Genomic DNA, 18,232 nt, shown 5'->3' with positions numbered 1-18,232 from the left:
TAATTAACGAATTGAATTCCAATGAAATACAAGGCGAAAATACTATCTGGATCTACCAGGTCCTGTTATTCAGGATCTCCTGAATCTGATCCCTGGAAACGGGCAATTCATCGATATGCTCGTTAAGCCATTGGGAAAAGTCCTTCTCTATGTCATCATCCCATCGGGTATCAATCTGTCCGGCTGTATACACGCCATCCCGAATTCGTTGATGACCAAACATGTCCCTGAGCCGGACTATTTCAGAGGTTACCACTACTTTTTCCGCCAAGTGAGGCGGAATAAAGGAAACAGCACCATCTCGTCCCAATACCACATCCCCTGCCATCACCGTAACCTGCCTGATTTTCGTAGGGGTATTGATACCTACCAGCATGGTATTCAGGTCCCCTGATTGATTGTGATGGGACGGGTGATAACTGGAAAAGTAGGAGGTAAATCCACCAATTTCCTTCAGCCCATTAATATCCCGAACCGCACCATCGTACACGATGCCATTACCTGAATTAGCAAAAATCGCATTCCCGACGTTGTCACCAATAGTAGGTCCGCCAATGTGTAGGCCAAACTGATTGGCCACGTATACGTCTCCCTGCACCAACAGGTCTACAGGCCAGGCATTTTGTCCCTTCTTCCCCTCAGCTTTGCCCCTCTTGTCAATGGCATTGTGAATATCAGGTCTGCCAGGCATGAAAGTAGCCGTCAACGCCCGGCCAATCAGTATTGAATCCGGATTTATCGTCTCCCAGCCCTCAGCATATTGGTATTTATAGCCTTCATTTTTCATTACTGCCCAGGCCTCCTCATGGGTAACTTCTTTCATCCGGTCCAAAATGGAATCCGGTACCTTGGGTCGCCCATCCTGAAACCGCTCTCCATCCCATTCCGGTGTTAAAAACAACATTTGCTCTTTGCTAATCTGCTGGGCCTGACTCTGGCTCAAAAATAACACAAGCGTAATAAATACCGCAAAACCTTTAAATTGGGAATAACTTCGCATATCTTACTATCAATTTTATTTAAAAAACTTGTAGTTCCGTCTTACCAACGAATTTTTTGAAAGGTCCAGCCGGGCTGCACCTTTTGCATTTCTTTTTGGTCGTCTCGTTTTTTCAGACCACAGTCCAGGTAGTTTTGATGAAGGATTTTCAAGGATTCCCTGTCCAGTTCCACGCCCAATCCCGGGCCGGAAGGAACAGCAACTGCTCCATTTTCAAAATCAAAACGCCCACCTTTTATTATTTCCTCCGACTGCCAGGGATAATGCGTGTCCAGTGCATACCGCAGTTTTGGGAGAGCAGCTCCTAAATGCACCATGGCAGCGAGGGAAATTCCCAGGTGACTGTTGGAATGCATCGATAAATCCCTGCCAAAAACACTACATATTCTGGCAAGCTCCATGGAAGCTTTTAATCCCCCCCAGAAATGATGGTCGCTAAGTATGATGTCTTCGGAACCCATTTGTATGGACGAGGGGATTTCATCAAAAGATGTGGTACACATATTGGTGGCCAGAGGCGTCTTAATCTGTCCCCGGAGCCAGGCCATGTTTTCCTGTCCTCTGACCGGATCTTCCAGATACTCCAGAATTGGCTCCATCTCCTTGCCGAATTTCAACGCGGTTTCGGGTTTCCAAATGGCATTGGGATCAAATCTTAAAGGAGCTGATTTTCCAAATTCCTGATAAAGGGCCTGCATACAAGCCACTTCCAACTCCGGTTCAAATGCTCCCCCTTTGAGCTTGATAGAATGGAATCCAAATTCCTGGCACATGACAATGGCCTGATCTACGATTCCTTCCGGATCCATGGCCGCTTCCTGCCTCGTGGCATCCCAGCCCCGGGCAGCTGGGTCTTTGGAAAAACCCCAGGACCCTCCGGCTCCCTCGTACTTAAAGAACAGATAAGCAGCAAAGGGCACCGCATCCCGCATTCTTCCACCCAATAGGTCCACCACCGGGCGGTTTACCAATTTGCCGATGCAATCCAAACAGGCAACTTCCAAGGAAGAAAATACGTGGACCAGCTTGCGTTGGTCCCAAGGTGCGTCTCCGCGGTCGACGCTGGAATCCTTTCCAAAATACGCTTCCAACTCACGTTGAATTTGATTCAATTGGTACACGTCTTTTCCAATGATTAATTTGGAAGCTTCCTCCAAGGCCTGATTGGTGGCTTCATTACCGGGAATTTCACTGATGCCTGTAACACCATCCTCCGTTTCCAATTCCAAAATGGTTCGTAAGGCATAAGGCGCGTGCAGTCCGGCAGCATTTAACAAGGGTGGGTCCTGGATGGCAATTGGTGTTATATTTATGGACCGAATGCGCGGTCCTTTGCCTGAAATAGTATGCGTCATGGGAGTACTACTTTTTGTCACGGAAGATCACTCAATGCCACTCATTTTTTCCATTAGCAATGCCAGTGCACTGTGGTCTTTTTCATCCAATCCAGCAGCCAAAACCGCATCCATTTGGCTTGCCACCAATGCTGATCCATAAAGGGGCACCTTAAATTCCTTGCCCGCCATCAGGGCGATGTTCATGTCCTTCCGATGAAGTTTGATTTTGAATCCAGGCTCAAAGTTTCGATCTATAATTCGTTGACCGTGTAAATCCAGTATACGGCTTTGGGCAAATCCCCCTAACAATGCTTCCCTCATTTTTTCCAGATTCACTCCTGCCTTTTTGGCCAAGGCAAAGGATTCAGCCACTGCCTGGATGGTAATTCCTACTATCATTTGATTGCAGGCTTTTGTCATTTGTCCGGCTCCGGCTTCCCCTATCAGGACGGCACTTTTGCCCATGATTTCAAATAATGGTTTTACCTGGTCAAAGGCCTGTTGGGTACCGCCCACCATGATCGAAAGGTTTCCGGATTCAGCCCCAACCTGACCTCCGGAAACAGGCGCATCCAGTGCGGCTACTTCTTTCTCCTTCATGGCAACCGCCACTTCTCTGGCCGTGGAAGGCGCAATAGTGGACATGTCCACAAAAATACTCCCCGACTGGATGCCTTCCAGCACCCCGTCCGTTCCAAATACTACCTCATTCACCTCCGGTGAATCCGGGAGCATGGTGATCACAATTTCTGAATTTGCTGCCAGTTCTTTACAGGTGGAATAGGCCTTGGCACCTTTCTGGGTTAGGTCTCCAGCGGATTTGTTGGATTCCAGTACCAGCAATTCATAGCCAGCATTCACTAAATTGATTGCCATCGGTTTTCCCATAATTCCCAAACCTATAAATCCTACTTTCTTCATAATAATTAATGGTTTATTATTCCTAAAATTTATTCATCTCATCAAGTATAGCTAAAACCCTTAACCACTATCAGGCTTCGTCTTTCAATGCTTGTAGCATTCCGATAATATGGCCATAAGCAAACGCAAAGGCTTGTAGACCGGCTCCTTCTGCCTCGTGCTGAGGAACGTGATCCGGCATCACCATGCCGTCAAATTCCACATCCCGAAGTGCCCGCATCACGTGAAAGAAATTCATTTCTCCATTATCTGGGTAGACTTCCTGGAAATTATTGAAATTTCCTTTAATATTTCTCAGGTGGATATTGAAGATTTGTTTTCTTTTTCCCACCCACTCAATAATCGGAAAAATTTCGTTTTCCGGATCCCGAAGTCCCTCTGCAATGGAACCTATACAGAAATTAAACCCATGATAAGGACTATCGTACAACTGAGCAAATCGTTTGATCCCCTCAAAAACGTCGGGGCTGTTCCACCGCATGATGCCATTATAGGCATCTGGAACCGGTGGATCGGCGATGTGATTCCCTAATTTGACCTGATATTCCTCAGCAACAGGAATGATTCTATCCAAAAGATAGGTAATTCTTTCGAAAACTTCATCCGCATCTGCCCTACCTGCTTTGGTTAATTGCTGTTCACGTTGCAAAGCTTCCTGGTAATTCCAGGTACTGTAGGAGGCATTTCCTCTCATGGGATCAATAGTCCTTCCCGTACGCAAAACGGGCAATATGGTGGTATTGTAATTCAGCAATTTCACACCTGTTTTCGCGGCCACTTCTATCATTTGCTGCACCATTTCTATTTCCCTGTCCCTTTCGGGACTTTTTCCCATCATGATATGGGGAATGATTACCCGGTCAATTCCAGCAGATGATAAGGGAAGGTGGTAGGCGTCGAGGTGGATGCCATATTTTTCACAAGCCTCTCGTTTCCTAAAAGAATCTTCCAGATCCCAGCCCTTACCCTCAATGAATTTCGGCATGCCCCCATCCAAGTGGTAAACCCCGTGGCGAGCCTTGAAAGCCAGGTTTTCCTCGGAAGTCCCTCCGGATTGACAGCCGACTTTCATCAAAACTTCCTTCTTGGAAGTGGTCGCCTCGCTTTTATTTTTTTTGGATCTATTTTGTGATCCGAATGCCATCGAACTGGTTGCAATTGCTCCGGCCGTTCCGGAAGCAAGGACTTTGACAAAATTTCTTCTTTGTAGGTTTTTTAGGATATTTTTCATAGCTCAATTGGGTTTATTTCATATGTTTATTATTGTCTTTAAGCGGCCATATGGAATCTCGCATGCTTTATAATCATCCTTCCGTGTGTCGCTTGCGTCATGCTCGATTTCATTTGTTTTATACCAAGGGGAAAAGCTTAGCCCCAATCATTATGGTAATCAAGCCTACCACTCCCATTATGGTCAATAAAGGCGAAAACGTCTTAAGTGCTTCCTTTTCAGTTAAGTTACTCATCTTGCAAACGATCCAAAAACCGCTGTCATTCATCCATGGAATCAGTTTGGATCCACAAGCAATGGAAAGTCCCAGGTAAAGGTGATGGTAGTCCAACCCAGCGGTAGACATTCCTGACAAAATCCCGGAAGCAGTGATCATGGCCACCGTAGCAGAACCCTGGGCGGTTCTGACCAGGGCGGTTATAAAAAAGGCCAGCGGAATCAATGCCATCTGATACCCCTGGGTCAGGCTGGCAATTTTCAAACTAATTCCGGTTTGCTGAAGCATGGCTCCAAATGCACCTCCTGCTGCAGTAATCAGGATAATCACCCCGCCACTGGTCAACGCGGCCTGAACCGCGCCTTTCATTTCACCGCCTGCTTTGTTACGCCGGATAAATAGCGTAAGTAAGGCTGCCAATGCCCCCAGAATCAAAGCCATGTTTTTTTCCCCTAAAAAATGAATGCTTTCGAAAAAAACAGAAGCACTTTCTCCCGGATCAATTTCCCAGAAAGTGCTGATCGAAGCGCTTCCTGTTATTAATAGTAATGGAACCAAAATCGGAGCAGCTGCCAGCCCCAGGGATGGCAATTGAGATTTGGGTTTATCAGCCAGAGATTTTATTTCACTTAAAGGTGCATCCAGCGAGTCCCTTAAGGGTATCTCGTTCCTTTTATTTGCCCAGACGGCAAAAATGTATCCCGCAGCAATGGTCACCAATCCAACCAGAAAGCCCCCCACCATCATCATACCGATGGGAATGTTCATTTCGGCGATGAGAAACAGGGGCCCAGGAGTTGGGGGAACCAGGGAGTTGGCCATTGCAGCACCTGCAGTAATACAAAGCACCAGCAAGAGGTAACTTTTCTTCAGCCTCATCGCCATGGCCTTTGCCAGGGGAATCATGAGGTAGAAGACCGTATCGAAAAAGACGGGGATTCCCAGAAAGAAACTACCGCTCAAAAAGGCCAAAGGCGCATTTTTTTCACCAGTTAGTCCTAGAATTGACCGCACAATACGCTCCGCTGCCCCACTCATAAGCATGGATTTTCCAATAATCGCGGCCATAGCTATCAATATTCCAATTTTGCCTACAGTACTGCCGAAGGCATCCGCTATTCTTTCTCCTATAGAGGTATATGCTAACGTGTTGGCGGCAGTTTCGGATTGGCCTTTGCTAAGGGCAAATTCCCGGATAGCTTCTGCTGGCGTCAACCAGGCTACCACCAATGCCGCCAGCAGTAGGGCCATAAACGGATTCAGTTTTCCCCCAATAATCCCCCCAACCACAATCAGCATTCCTATCAGTAAAATGATAAAAGGATCCTGCATCATGTATCGGACTTTTTAAATTGGCTTAACTTGCGTTGCAAGTCCCGGGCTCCGGAAGCCACGAAGGTGGCATCCGATCCACAGGCTATCAACTGTATTCCCAGGTCCTGGTACTTTTTGAAATCGTTAGGATCAAAGATCAAAATACCCACTGCCTTGGAAGCGTTTTTGGCAGCCTTAATAATCCGATCTACAGCTTCTATAAATAAAGGATGGGTCAGGTCCCCATCAACTCCCAAAGCAACGGTAAGGTCCGCAGGACCGATAAAGAGTACATCTACCCCCGGAGTTTTTGCTATCTCATCGAGTTCATCCAACGCCTCTGCGGTTTCGATTTGAATGATCCCAACCAAAGCGTCGCTGGTGCCGGATTTGTAAGCGTCAAAATCCTTCCCAAATCCGGTTGCGCGGACCATTTTGGCCACTCCCCGGATGCCAGTTGGGGGATAGTGAATCCCTTTAACCGCTATTTGGGCGTCTTTAGCAGAAACTATTCTTGGACACATCACCCCTTCCGCACCCAGATCCAGGACCCTATGAATCCGTTCTTTCTGGTGGCTTTCCACCCGTACGATGGGTGCTGCTACTGTATGTTCGAGTGCCTGGAGCTGGTGCAGCAGGTCTTTTTGTTCTCCTGCACCATGTTCCAGATCAATAAGCACCCAGTCAAATCCCGATAAACCTACGATTTCGGCGGTAATGGAACTTCCTAAATTTAACCAGCAACCGATTAATGTTTCTCCGGATTTTAAACGCTTTTTAAGGTGTTTCATTTAATTTTAAAGGTTTTTTATTTGGAACGATGTATTAAAGTTAGAATTTTATTTCAAAAATCCTACTGCTGCACATCCCACCAAACCCGGGTGTCCAAAATATCCGGGCCCATCCGGCTGGTCGCCTGGTCAACGTTTTCCTTGTTTACTGTAAGCTCTGAATCCGGGTAGGTGAGTCTTCGAATGAAATCCTCGTTTTGCAGATCGCTTCCCGGATATGGATTGGGACTTACCAGAGGAAATCCGCTTCTTCTAAAATTCGCCCAGGTTTCCGGTCCGATCAGGAAAGAGGATACCCAGTATTGCGTATTTATCAGTTCCAGTTCTGCTCCTGCTTCCAGTGGATGATTTTGAATGTAAGCATCTATGGCTTCGGGGGCTATTTCTGTATCGTTAGGCCAAAGAGCCATTTGTTCCATATGGGCACGAATACCATCCTGATACAATTCTTCCGCATCTCCGGAAACCCATCCCCTGGCCACTGCTTCTGCCCAAAGCAAGAGCGTCTGTGAGTACGTGACCAGGAAATTTGGTGCTTCGGGGTTTCCTAAACGATTGCGATCCAATTGACTATAGCTATATAAGCTGGCCAGTCCGGCAGCTTCAGCAACCGGAATGATGGTCGTATTATCGTACCCCTGCGGCATTCCGATTTGCGCCTCAGCCGATCGGTTTGCATTGGCTTCGGTTTGCTCTCCTCCACTCAAGGCACCCACATAACGTACCGCAATGGACTCTAACCTGGGGTCGTCGTTACTCTGAAGGAAATCGACAAATTCTTCATCCAGGTAATAAAATGGCGCCTGCCCTCCATTAAGATTAGTTCCCAGGCTGTTTCGGTAATCCGCATTATGCCTTACAACTGCATTGTCTTCATTGGATTGCATCAGCCCTCCATTAATGGCCTTCGTAGCATATTCCTGAGCGGTGGATGGACTCACTTTAACAAGGCGCATGGCTGCCCGCAACAGCAAGGAATTACCCAGCCGCTTCCATTGCTCGATATTGCCGCTGTAGAGTATTTCCTGATTGATCGGATCCTTGCTTTCATCCAGACCCTGTACCGCCATTTCCAAATCGTTCAGAATGCTGGTGTAAATAGACTCTTGAGAATCATACTTCGGAAATACCGTTCCTTCTATAAATCCCAAACCAGCCTCGGAATAGGGGACATCCCCATAGGTATCGGTCAACATCATAAAAGCATGCGCCTTCCAAATCCGCATGATATTGTACAGATTCGTCCTCTCCGCATTACCTTCAAGGACTGCCAACCCGTCAATTAGGTTTTTCACAATTGTCCGATAGCCGGTTTGCCAGTTGCCCTGAGTCGCAGACCGGTTATCCTGATTAAGGTTTCCTCCGGTGCCTACCCCCTGAAAAGGGGTAATCATCTGCCGGACGATCGTAGTTTCGTAAGTAAGATTATTATAACCTGGAGAACTGGAAATAATAGCTTGATTCAATTGAAACGCCGGATCAATGGAGGTAAGGCGTACCGGGTTGGTATTCATTTCGTCAAACCCCTCGTCACAGGAAACCAGAATAAAGGCTCCCATCAATCCCAGAAACAGATGTAATATTATTGACTTTTTCATTTCAGTTAATTTATATCGTTTGTATCAATGATTCGGAGAAGCAATTGACTACTAAAATTTCACATTTAGATTAAATCCTATACTTCTGGTAACCGGCAAACCGGTTGCTTCGAGTCCCGCGTTGTTGTCAGAGATGATCCCATTTTGGTCCGGATGGATATGAGGTACCCATTTTTTGATAACGGCTACGTTGTTGGAAACCAGATTTAATCGCAATCCCCGAATAAAATTGTTTTCCGGCACAAGCGAGGTAAAATCATACCCTAGTGTCAGTTGCCTTAACTGCCAGGAACCAGCATTAAAAACCGACTGCTCGGACATTCGCCCAGAACGTATCGTCTCGTAATACGTCTGCACAGGAGATTGAGCCGTATTCGTTTCGCCATTTGGATTCACGCCATCCCCAACAACGAAGCCTTGTTCCCTACCCTCCAATGTGGCTTTGTCCAGACCATGCCGGTAAGCATTGGTATGTGTTCCGGATATCAGTTTATGTCCCAGTTTATAATCAATGAGGAAAGAAAAACTCAGATTATTATAGGAAAAACTGTTGGTAAAGCCGCCTACCCAAATGGGAATGGCCGTACCAAAATTCAATTGTTCATTTGAGCGTAGCGGACGGCCGTTATTGGGATCGAAGACCTGTCGACCCTGCTCATCCCGGAGGTAGCCCCAGCCGTAGAGCTGGGCCATGGGTTTTCCCACCTCCTGTCGTACCTCACCGTGAAACTCAGCGTTTCCGACCGTGATAAAAGTCCCGTCCACGTCATCCCCCAAACTCAAAACTTTCGATTGATTGTATGCAGCATTGGCACTAAAGTTCCAATTGAACTTATTACTCCTAACCGGTGAAATAGCCGCAAACATTTCGACTCCCCTATTTTCACTTTCTCCCACGTTTATCAACTGGTCCTGATAGCCGGACGCATCAGAAATCTGCGCCTGCAAAATCTGATCCGAGGACAACTTATTATAGTAAGATACTTCAAACCGTAGGTTGTCGAATAGGGTCATTTCCAATCCGATTTCACGTTCCTTAACCCTCATTGGACGCAGGTCATCATTAGGAACCACCGAACCGCTAATCGATCCCACCGGTTGTGCGATCCCATTGGAATTGGGGAATTGTTGCTGATTGATGTTATAAAAAAGGTTATTGGCATAGGGCTGCACATCCGTATCACTCCCCACTTCGGCGTAAGCTAGCCTGATTTTACCAAACGATACCCAGTTGGGTAGATTTGCAAAGGCCTGGGAAAAAACAAAACTGCCGGTCAACGAGGGGTAGAGAATACTTCGGTTGGCCGGGGAAAGCGTCGAAAACCAATCGTTTCTAACCGTACCGTTTACGTACAAAAACCCTTTGTAAGACAATTCCGTGCTTGCATACAATGAATTTACCTGACGTTCGGAAATGGTATAGTTTGTGGTAATTTTACTGGCATTGCCGATGGTGTATAATCCTCTGGTATAAAAGTTTTCACCCAATAAAGTATTCACATCCAATCTCCTGTACATTTGGTTCCCACCTAAATTGACGAGCAATCCGAAATCCCCAAAGGTCCGGTCCAAACCTATTAGAAAATCTGCGTTTACCTCGCGAAAACGCCTCAAATCCTGAACGTACTGCCCATTTACAAATCCCGGAGGTGGTGACGATTGCCGTTGCGAGCCGGTAGGTAAATTGTATTCGGAATCCCTGGAGTAAAAATCCTGGCCGAATCTTCCTTGCACATACAGCCAATCTGTAATGTCATACCTTGCTGTAATGTTGCCATAGACCCTATCCCTCACATTGTTTTCAAACCGGGAAAGGGCAAAGTAGGGATTGGTACGGTTGGTAAAACGAGAATAGGGAAATTCATCTCCGTTTTCATCAAAAGCATATTCCTCCAACAGGTCTAGAGGCATGGATGTAGCCAGGGTATAAATGACTACCGGACTAAAATCCTGCTCGGCAATATTCGGCGGATTAACCCGGTCTTCCTTGGAATAATTGATATTACCGGAAACGGTAAGTTTTTTCATGTTTTGGGTAAAGCCCAGGTTTATCGTTTTCCTATTGTAATTGGAGCCGGGAAGAATTGCCTTACTGTCCATATTGGCCACTGATAGGCTAAAACCACCATTTTCTCCTCCGGATGAGATCCGAATGGTATTCGAAAAGGTGGAACCATCCCGGTAATAGCCTCTGACTTTATTAGGCTGGGGCTCATAGGGCACTTCAATGCCATCAAATAAAATTTGGGTCATTCCGGGCTCAAATTTTTCTCCAAAACTCCACACGCCCGAAACCGGCCTGGGTGAGGTCGGTCTAAGCCCGCCTTCACCTTGACCGTATTCATACTGATAGTCGGTAAAATCCAGTGGAGTGTCATGGGTATAATTGGAATTTAATTCCACCTGAATTCCCGATCCGGTAGACCTATTCCGGGTAGTTATCATGATGACACCATCCTTGGCTCTGGCACCGTACAGTGCTGAGGCCGCTGCCCCTTTCAAGACCGACATGGAAGTAATGTCATCCGGATTGATACTACTCAACCCATCCCCACTATCCGATTTCCTGTTGCTTCCCACTTCCGAAACGTCTCCACTTACGCCAAAATTGGTATTGTCAATTGGTACGCCATTGACAACAATCAATGGAGAATTGTTTCCTCCAAAAGACGAAACCCCTCTTATCCTAATCTTACTGCTACCCTGAGGACCCGATCCCATTGAGGATATGTTCACTCCTGCTACCTTTCCCTGAAGGGAATTGATGAAATTTGGTGTCCTGTTTATCGTCATCTCTTCTGATTCTACCGTTGAGGTGGCATATCCCAGGCTTTTTGCTTCCCGCTTTATCCCCAAAGCGGTAACGACCACCTCTTCCAAGCCGGCAATATCTTCCTGTAAGGTAACATTGATGATGGACCTGGAATTGATATCGACCCGCTGGGTTGCAAAGCCAATGTAGGAAAATAATAATTCGCCGTCTTCTGGGGCATTTAGTGTATACTCACCATCAATATTGGTAATGGTCCCAATAGTGGTACCTGCTACAGAAACCGCGACCCCAGGCAACGGCTCCCCTGTTTGGGCTGTTACCTTACCTGATACTTCGATGTCGGCTTCTTCCACTCGTATTTCAAGGCGTTGAGTATCCGCATTTTCGGCAAGAAACCGCACGCTTATGGCATTATTTACCTGTTTGAAATGCAGTTTCTTTTCGATGGCCAATTCCGTCAATATTTCCGCTACGCTTCCTTTAAGCTTATTTAGATGCAGAATTTCAGGATCTTCAAGTCCTTTATCTGCATAGAAAAACCGGTAGTCGGTTTTGCTCTCAATGTGGCGGAGTATCTCCTGCAGACTCCCCTGCCGGATATCCAGTTTTATGACCACATCTTCAATACTTTTGACACTGTCAAAGGCATAACCGGTATGAAATACCAGCATGCTTAAAATTCCTAACGTCAGTATCCTGACCTTTAGATTTTTAGTGGGTTTTAATAAAACATGCTTCATGGGATTTTGGGTATTGGTTAATATTAGATGGTTATAATTGATGCAATTCAACTGGGAGAAGGATAGATGGATACTTTTTTACCATCTAATTCGTAATCAAAATGCATGGCGTGGCTTAATACATTAAGAACATCACTCAGGTAGGCTTTCTTTTGAAAGGTTCCGGAGAATTGGTCATTAGGGAAATTTCCGTTTACTGAGATTTTAACATCATACCAGTTTTCCAATTTTTTAAGTATCGATTGAAAGGATTCTTTATCGAAATAAAGAATCCCCTCCTTCCACAAGGAAATTTTCTTCGGATCTATATCCATTTTTTGCATGGGTTTACTTCCTGAGGGCACCAAACTCCCCTCACCCGGAACCAGTTGCATATTTTTACCGGTTTGCTCATTTTTAACCCGTATTTTCCCGGTAGCTAAGGCTATTTCTATGGACTCCAGGGAATTTGTATTAATATTAAAGGAAGTACCCAAAACAGTAGTGGTTACATGAGCAGCCTGAACGGTAAATGGCATTTCCTTTCTCTTTTCTACTTCAAAAAATGCCTCTCCATTTAAAATCACCAGACGATTCATAGTGAAATTTCTAGGATATTTGATTTCGCTGCCAGCATTTAAAAAAACCCGGGAGCTATCCGGCAACAAGATTTTTGATTTTATGCCTTTTGGATTTGATTTCGTAATCCAGCTTGATTCCGAATCCAACTCATTAGCTATTGGCACTGCTGAATATCGGGGCAAAAAGCCCCATTCCTGGAGCATAAGTAAAAAGATCACTACAGCGGCAGCATAACGAATCCAACTATAAATCCAGGGTGAATTCCGTTGAAATTTAGGTAACTGTTTATTCGTTTTTTTTTGTTCATCATCCCCCTTTTGACCTTCCGGTTTGGAAGGTAAAACAGCGTCTGTTTTATCTGAAGTGATTTCAGAATCCCAAACTAATTTCAGTAGCTGTTGAAACTCTTTTTTCCCATCAGGACTATTCAGATATTCTAAAAATGCCTTTGCATGACGCTTTGAAAGCTTGCCTTCATGAAAATCTTTCCATTTTTGAATAAAACCGCTCATGCTTACCTGGTAGGTTATACGGTATATATGCTCAAATCAGGTAATTTACTTATGCAAAGGGAATTTATTCCATATATTTTAATGAAATATGTTAAAAATAAAAAATTACTAAGCAAAACGGTAAAAAAATTAGAAAATTAATAACAAAAAGAATAAATCCGACGGAATCAACTCACTGGATTGAAATTCTTGTTTCAGTCTTTTTGTTGCTTTATAAAGTTGGTTCTCCACCGTTCGTTTGGACAAATGCAACCTAAGCGCTATTTCTTCGGCTGTCAGGTGTTCGGTGAATTTGAGTTTAAAAACCTCCTGCTGACCTTTTGGAAGAGACGCGATAGCTTTTTCTGAAAACAGTTTCAATTCCTTAAATTCCATCTCTTCCTCGGTATTGCAAGTTACCTGGACGCCATAATTTAACTGATACTGCTTGTAGGCAATTTCTAAGGCCTGTTTTCGTGACCTAATAAAAATGGAGGAACGCATGATCGTGAACAAATAGGCATTAAAAGAGAGCGAGCTATCCAATCCCTCTCTTTTTTCCCAAACCTTTAAGAAAACTTCCTGAACGACTTCCTCGGCATCTTGATGACACAAATACATTTTCTTACAGGTTCTCAGAATTTTGGCAGCAAACCGCTGATATAATTGTTGATATGCAACGGCATCGCCTTGCCTCACGAAGCTTACGAGTTCAGGAACCGAGTATTTGTTTTCAGTTGACATCGAAAATTTAGACCTTACTACCTTACAAGTAATGTAATTTTCCAATAAATCACAATATTTTACTTCATTTAATATTTTTTAAAGAATTTTATTTTTAAAAATATAATTTTATCAAAAGCTTAGATGATTTTACTAATTTTTTAATAAAAGCTAAAATTTTAAAATATAAATTTTAGTGTATTTCCTTTTTATAAATCATATTAGTTGATTAAAGACCATTATTAAAATATTATTTTGAATTAATTGCTACAAACCTAGTTCAAGTGAATTAAAAATTCACCGTACAGTTTCATCCAAAACCTCTGAATGCGCCTGCGCTTTCGAGCAGCGATTAATAAGCTGTCCAAATTCGTGGTTTATCAAAACTGATTGCGTAAATTTAAGACTCACAATAGCGAAAATTTCAACCAACTATGGAAGTGCTTTTATTCGGAATTTCAAAGGAACTAATGGGACAACAAGTGTTATCCTTGCCAGAGCACCAAAAAATTGCGACGGTTTTGGAATTAAAACAATGGATCTTGAATCAATATCCAGAAATGGGTACTTTATACAGTTTTGCCATCGCTGTGGATCAGGAATATGCTGATGATGAAACCCCGATCACTGAAAATCAGGAAATTGCTTTAATCCCACCTGTTAGCGGAGGTTGATATGAAAAAAATATTGCTTGTCAACCAAATCGATTTAAGCGAAATGTATTCCTGGCTTCAAGACCCCGAGGCCGGAGGCATAAACCTGTTTATTGGAAATGTAAGAAACCATGCTCAGGAAAAAGCGGTTGTGAAGTTAGAATTTGAAGGCTATAAGCCCATGGCCATGAAGGAAATGGAAAAATTGGCAGCAGAAGCCATGGAGAAATGGCCTATCAAAAAACTATTGATGGTACATGCATTGGGAAGCAAACAAATTGGCGAGCCAGTAGTGGTCATAGGTACGGCAACAGCGCATAGAAAGGATGCTTTTGAAGCCAGCCGGTTTTTGATAGATGAGTTAAAAAATAAGGTCCCTATCTGGAAAAAGGAGTATTTTGCCGACCAGACGGTTTGGGTAAATGCCCACCCCTAACGATACGTTAGTTACTAAAAGGAAATTTAAAATAGCATGCAAAAAGAATTGATAGATCGGTACGGAAGAAAGTTGGATTACCTGAGGTTATCCGTTACAGACCGATGCAACTTCAGGTGCTACTATTGCATGCCCGAAGAAGGAATGGACTTTGTTCAACGGAAAGAACTGCTATCCTACGAAGAACTCGATTACCTGGCCTCATTATTTATTCAATTAGGAGTAAAGAAAATCAGAATTACGGGGGGAGAGCCATTCGTTAGAAAAGGTATAATGGGCTTTTTAACCCAGCTTTCCCAACAACCAGAACTGAAAGAAATTACCCTTACCAGTAATGGATCGATCACGGATACCCAAATCCAGGACCTGGCAACGCTTGGTATCCGGAAGATTAATATTTCTCTCGATTCTCTCGATAAGCAACGCTTTTTTGAAATCACCCGTAGAGATCGGTTTGAGGAAGTATACCAATGCATCCAAAATCTGATGGATCAGGGGTTTGTAGTCAAACTAAATTGTGTGGTCGATGGCAATAAAAATACGGAAGATATTATTCCATTTGTCAGATTGACCGAAAATTCCCCTTTGTCCGTACGTTTTCTCGAAGAAATGCCGTTTAACGGAACCGGAAAGTTTGAACCGCCTCGATGGAACCACATCGCTCTTCTGGAATATATCAAGGAATTTTTCCCAAATATGCGGAAGGTGTTGGATGAAAAAAACAGTACCTCTGTCAATTACCAGGTTCCCGGCTTTCTTGGCACGTTTGGGATCATTCCAGCCTTTAGCAGGACATTTTGTGGTACCTGTAACCGGATCCGGCTTTCGGCCACCGGAGAATTGAGAACCTGCCTGTATGGCCCCCCGGTAACCAATCTAAGGGATGTATTAAGAGGCGGAGCGAGCGATGTTGCCCTTATGGATGAAATTATTCAGGCAGTAGCCAATAAAGAAAAGGATGGTTTTGAGGCAGAAGCAAAGAGTAAGAAAGTCCCGAAAAAATCAATGTCCTTTTTAGGAGGCTAAGGTGGCCAATAGAAGCTTCTTATCCCAACAACCTACTACAAATGATTAGCGTAAACCAAGCCAGAGATATCCTTTCAAGTAATCCCTTGTCCTTACCAGAGGAATTCATTCCTTTCCAAAAAAGCCTGAATCACACCCTTGCATCAAATGTATATGCAGACCGTGATGCGCCGCCGTTTCACCGGGTTACCATGGATGGGATTGCCATTCAGTCCGAAGTGCTACAAGTAAAAAAGCAGTTCAAAATTGAAGGCATTCAGGCAGCGGGACAGAAACAGATGACGCTGAAAAATTCCGAAAATTGTCTGGAAGTAATGACCGGAGCGGTCTTGCCGAAAAATACCGATTGTGTGGTGCCCTACGAAATGGTGCAGATCAATAAGGACACTGCAAAAGTGAATGAATTTGAATTTAAGAAATTCAAAAATGTCCACCTCCAAGGTACCGATGCTAAAAAAGGCGACCTGATTTTACGAAAAGATTCCTGGATCCATCCTGGAATTTTAGGTGTGCTGGCATCGCTTGGGCAGGAAAAAGTAAAGGTCGTCCGACCGCCAAAGGTGCTTATTTGTGCCACTGGTGATGAGCTTGTGGGAGTGGATCAGCAGCCCCTTCCGCATCAAATCCGCACGTCCAACGTGTACATGCTCGAGGCAGCATTAAAAAATCTGGGCATAGCGGCGGAAACAGCCCACCTACCAGACCACAAGGAGGAGCTCCGCAGAGATATTGAAAAAGCATTGAAGAGCCATTCCATTCTGCTGTTTTCCGGGGCAGTTTCCAAGGGAAAATTTGATTTTCTTCCCGAAGTATTAAACGATCTCGGCCTGGACATTCTAATTCATGGGGTCAAGCAAAAACCTGGGAAGCCCTTTTTATTTGGCAGGAAAAATGAAAATTTCGTTTTTGGATTTCCCGGTAATCCCAGCTCTACTTTAGTGTGTTTTCATACCTATTTTAAACCCTGGCTGTCCAAGCAGTTAAAAAGATCTGCATCCCAAGCTTCCGGGATATTGGCAGAGGAGGTGATTTTTAAGAAACCCGTTACCTATCACCTACTGGTAAGAACCGAAATCCAAGACGGTAAGATAATGGCTTACCCTATAAAAAACTCAGGATCCGGGGATTGGGTACACCTTTCGGAGGCAGATGCTTTTCTAAGTTTGCCGGCTGACGTGGAAACATTCCAAAAGAACGATATCTTTCCATTAAATTATTTTCATAAGGGCGTTTTCTAAAAAATGAAAGAAATAAAATCCATCGTTGCAGCTCATGAATCAGCAGTTCAAAATGGGGAGGCATCTGCCTTGGCCACAGTCGTAAAAGTGGATGGCTCGTCTTACAGAAGACCCGGAGCCAGGATGTTGGTTACCGAAAACGGGCAACTAACCGGTGCTATTTCTGGAGGTTGCCTGGAGGGAGATGCGCTGAAAAAGGCTCAAATGGTCATATTCAGTCAGAAATCCATGTTAGTCACTTATGACACTACCGACGACGACGATGCCAAATTCGGTGTAGGATTGGGTTGCAACGGTATCATCCATATTCTCATCGAGCCGATTTTACCTGAACAGGAAAACAACCCCATCTCGCTTTTTAAACGTTGCCTGGAAAACAGGGCGGACAAGGTACTGATTACTGTTTTTAACACTCAAGAAAAAAGAGCTACTCAGGTAGGAACTTGTTTGCTAGCCAGTGAACAGCAATTCGTTCAAAACCCAGGAGCAAATCAAGTAAGCGATTCCTTTCAATCCTTTGCCAGTAATAAAGCGAAGGAAGTATTGAAGAAAAAGCATTCGTTGATTACACCTCTTGATTCTCAATCGTCATTGCAGGCTTTTGTAGAGTTTGTTCCCGCTCCTATCAAATTGGTACTGATCGGAGCTGGAAACGATGTCATACCCTTAACCCGCCTGGCGGATGTCATGGGATGGGAAATGGTTTTGGTTGACGGCAGGTCTGATTATGCTACCACCGCCCGCTTTCCCATGGTTTCTCAATTGCTGATAGGTAAAGCGCAGGAGGTTCTTCCTCAATTAAATCCGGATCAAAGAACAGCGTTGGTATTAATGACCCATAATTTTGACTACGATCTGCAAATTATGAAAGGCCTTTTTCCCTATACTTTTCCTTATTTGGGAGTTTTGGGACCCAAGAAAAAACTGGAGAAATTGATTGAAAACCTGGAAACAGCGGGAATTCAACTGGAAGAAGCCCAACTTCAGTGTATTTATGGACCTATGGGGTTGAACATCGGAGCTGAGAGCCCGGAAGAGATCGCTCTATCTGTTACTTCTGAGATCATGACAGTACTTTCCGGACAGCAACCTAATCATTTGAAAAACAGGCAAGGTCCTATACATATCGATGAAAATCGGTACAGATAGGCGCTTCAAATCCCTTTTAACCCAAATATTATT

15 protein-coding genes are annotated in these 18,232 nt (G+C 44.3%); 5 read left to right on the top strand and 10 right to left on the bottom strand.

Features of this window, described 5'->3' with window-relative positions; all coding sequences use genetic code 11:
- Positions 1-52 precede the first annotated feature (52 nt).
- The 10 genes from GKS34_RS02405 to GKS34_RS02360 all read right to left on the bottom strand — a co-directional run bounded on the left by GKS34_RS02405 (position 53) and on the right by GKS34_RS02360 (position 13,718).
- Complete coding sequence (locus GKS34_RS02405; RefSeq protein ID WP_163383207.1) at positions 53-1,000, bottom strand: RraA family protein; 948 nt, start codon at positions 998-1,000, stop codon at positions 53-55.
- A gap of 41 nt (positions 1,001-1,041) precedes the next feature.
- Positions 1,042-2,355, bottom strand: coding sequence for an enolase C-terminal domain-like protein (locus GKS34_RS02400; RefSeq protein WP_163383206.1), 1,314 nt, complete (start codon positions 2,353-2,355; stop codon positions 1,042-1,044).
- A 27-nt stretch (positions 2,356-2,382) separates the two neighbouring features.
- On the bottom strand, positions 2,383-3,258 hold the full coding sequence (locus GKS34_RS02395) for a 2-hydroxy-3-oxopropionate reductase (RefSeq protein WP_163383205.1): 876 nt from the start codon (positions 3,256-3,258) through the stop codon (positions 2,383-2,385).
- A gap of 70 nt (positions 3,259-3,328) precedes the next feature.
- Positions 3,329-4,489, bottom strand: coding sequence for a mannonate dehydratase (locus GKS34_RS02390; RefSeq protein ID WP_163383204.1), 1,161 nt, complete (start codon positions 4,487-4,489; stop codon positions 3,329-3,331).
- A 118-nt stretch (positions 4,490-4,607) separates the two neighbouring features.
- Positions 4,608-6,038: a GntP family permease gene (locus GKS34_RS02385; RefSeq protein WP_163383716.1), complete on the bottom strand. Its 1,431-nt coding sequence runs from the start codon at positions 6,036-6,038 to the stop codon at positions 4,608-4,610.
- Positions 6,038-6,811, bottom strand: a complete 774-nt coding sequence (locus tag GKS34_RS02380) for an HpcH/HpaI aldolase family protein (RefSeq protein ID WP_163383203.1) — start codon at positions 6,809-6,811, stop codon at positions 6,038-6,040. Before GKS34_RS02380 ends, GKS34_RS02385 begins: the two co-directional genes overlap by 1 nt.
- Before the next feature lie 62 nt (positions 6,812-6,873).
- Positions 6,874-8,409, bottom strand: coding sequence for a SusD/RagB family nutrient-binding outer membrane lipoprotein (locus GKS34_RS02375; RefSeq protein WP_163383202.1), 1,536 nt, complete (start codon positions 8,407-8,409; stop codon positions 6,874-6,876).
- A 51-nt stretch (positions 8,410-8,460) separates the two neighbouring features.
- Positions 8,461-11,922, bottom strand: a complete 3,462-nt coding sequence (locus GKS34_RS02370) for a SusC/RagA family TonB-linked outer membrane protein (RefSeq protein ID WP_163383201.1) — start codon at positions 11,920-11,922, stop codon at positions 8,461-8,463.
- A 47-nt stretch (positions 11,923-11,969) separates the two neighbouring features.
- A complete protein-coding gene (locus GKS34_RS02365) occupies positions 11,970-12,995 on the bottom strand; it encodes a FecR family protein (protein WP_163383200.1) in 1,026 nt (341 codons plus the stop codon).
- Between the two features lie 129 nt (positions 12,996-13,124).
- The gene (locus GKS34_RS02360) at positions 13,125-13,718 is read right to left on the bottom strand and encodes an RNA polymerase sigma factor (RefSeq protein WP_163383199.1); all 594 of its coding nucleotides are present in this window, start codon (positions 13,716-13,718) and stop codon (positions 13,125-13,127) included.
- 413 nt (positions 13,719-14,131) lie between these two features.
- On the opposite strand from GKS34_RS02360, the gene moaD reads away from it, so the two are divergent.
- The 5 genes from moaD to GKS34_RS02335 are packed head-to-tail and all read left to right on the top strand — an operon-like array spanning position 14,132 to position 18,199.
- Entirely contained in the window at positions 14,132-14,371 is a 240-nt protein-coding gene (moaD, locus tag GKS34_RS02355; RefSeq protein WP_163383198.1) for a molybdopterin converting factor subunit 1, read from the top strand.
- Position 14,372: 1 nt separating this feature from the next.
- Positions 14,373-14,786: a molybdenum cofactor biosynthesis protein MoaE gene (locus GKS34_RS02350; protein WP_163383197.1), complete on the top strand. Its 414-nt coding sequence runs from the start codon at positions 14,373-14,375 to the stop codon at positions 14,784-14,786.
- A gap of 36 nt (positions 14,787-14,822) precedes the next feature.
- Entirely contained in the window at positions 14,823-15,812 is a 990-nt protein-coding gene (moaA, locus tag GKS34_RS02345) for a GTP 3',8-cyclase MoaA (RefSeq protein ID WP_163383196.1), read from the top strand.
- A gap of 41 nt (positions 15,813-15,853) precedes the next feature.
- Positions 15,854-17,050, top strand: a complete 1,197-nt coding sequence (locus GKS34_RS02340) for a molybdopterin molybdotransferase MoeA (RefSeq protein WP_163383195.1) — start codon at positions 15,854-15,856, stop codon at positions 17,048-17,050.
- Between the two features lie 3 nt (positions 17,051-17,053).
- Positions 17,054-18,199 (top strand): XdhC family protein, encoded by a 1,146-nt coding sequence (locus GKS34_RS02335; protein WP_163383194.1) that lies wholly within the window; start codon positions 17,054-17,056, stop codon positions 18,197-18,199.
- Positions 18,200-18,232: the final 33 nt, after the last annotated feature.

It is taken from the genome of Cyclobacterium jeungdonense (assembly GCF_010994275.1).
GTDB classification, from domain to species: Bacteria; Bacteroidota; Bacteroidia; order Cytophagales; family Cyclobacteriaceae; genus Cyclobacterium; species Cyclobacterium jeungdonense.
The sequence above is the reverse complement of the archived record's forward strand: the minus strand, read 5'-3'. Positions and strand labels throughout refer to the sequence as shown.